Source organism: Helicobacter pylori, assembly GCF_003637685.1.
Classification (GTDB): domain Bacteria; phylum Campylobacterota; class Campylobacteria; order Campylobacterales; family Helicobacteraceae; genus Helicobacter; species Helicobacter pylori_CJ.
The window spans coordinates 1-1,126 of record NZ_MVWW01000020.1; the positions used below are offsets into that span (position 1 = coordinate 1).

1 protein-coding gene is annotated in these 1,126 nt (G+C 38.0%); it reads left to right on the forward strand.

The features are described from left to right. Nucleotides 1–18: 18 nt before the first annotated feature. Nucleotides 19–1,119 (forward strand): Hop family outer membrane protein HopJ/HopK, encoded by a 1,101-nt coding sequence (gene hopJ / locus EAL44_RS07800; protein WP_121076570.1) that lies wholly within the window; start codon nucleotides 19–21, stop codon nucleotides 1,117–1,119. Nucleotides 1,120–1,126 lie beyond the last annotated feature (7 nt).

Consider the following 1,126-nt stretch of genomic DNA (forward strand, 5'->3'; position numbering starts at 1 on the left):
TTCATAGCAGGATCACCCATGCAATTTCAAAAAACCTTATTTCCTTTATCTTTATTATTTTTATCTTATTGTATCGCTGAAGAAAATGGGGCGTATGCGAGCGTGGGCGTTGAATATTCTATCAGTCATGCCGTTGAGCATAATGACCCTTTTTTGAATCAAGAACGCATCCAAACGATTTCTAACACTCAAAACCAAATCTACAAACTCAATCAAGTCAAAAATGAAATCAAAGGCATGCCCAACACCTTTAATTACATCAACAACGCTTTGAAAAACCATTCTAAATTAACCCCCACTGAAATGCAAGCCGAGCAATACTACATCCAATCCACCCTTCAAAACATTGAAAAAATAGTCATGCTTAGCGGGGGCGTTGCATCTAACCCGCAATTAGCCCAAGCGTTAGAAAAAATGCAAGAACCCGTTACTAACCCTTTAGAATTAATAGAAAACTTAAAAAATTTAGAATTGCAATTCGCTCAATCTCAAAACCGCATGCTTTCTTCTTTATCTTCTCAGATCGCTCAAATTTCAAATTCCTTAAACGCGCTGGATCCCACCTCTTATTCTAAAAACATTTCAAGCATGTATGGGGTGAGTTTGAGCGTGGGGTATAAGCATTTCTTTACCAAGAAAAAAAATCAAGGGTTTCGCTATTATTTGTTCTATGATTATGGTTACACTAACTTTGGTTTTGTGGGCAATGGCTTTGATGGTTTAGGCAAAATGAATAACCACCTCTATGGGCTTGGAATAGACTACCTTTTTAATTTCATTGATAATGAGCAAAAACATTCGAGCGTGGGTTTTTATGTGGGCTTTGCTTTAGCGGGGAGTTCGTGGGTAGGGAGTGGTTTGAGCATGTGGGTGAGCCAAACGGATTTTATCAACAATTATTTGACAAATTATCAGGCTAAAATGCACACGAGTTTCTTTCAAATCCCTTTGAATTTTGGGGTTCGTGTGAATGTCAATAGGCACAATGGCTTTGAAATGGGCTTAAAGATCCCTTTAGCGGTCAATTCCTTTTATGAAACGCATGGCAAAGGGTTAAACACTTCCCTCTTTTTCAAACGCCTTGTGGTGTTTAATGTGAGTTATGTTTATAGTTTTTAGGGGGGTA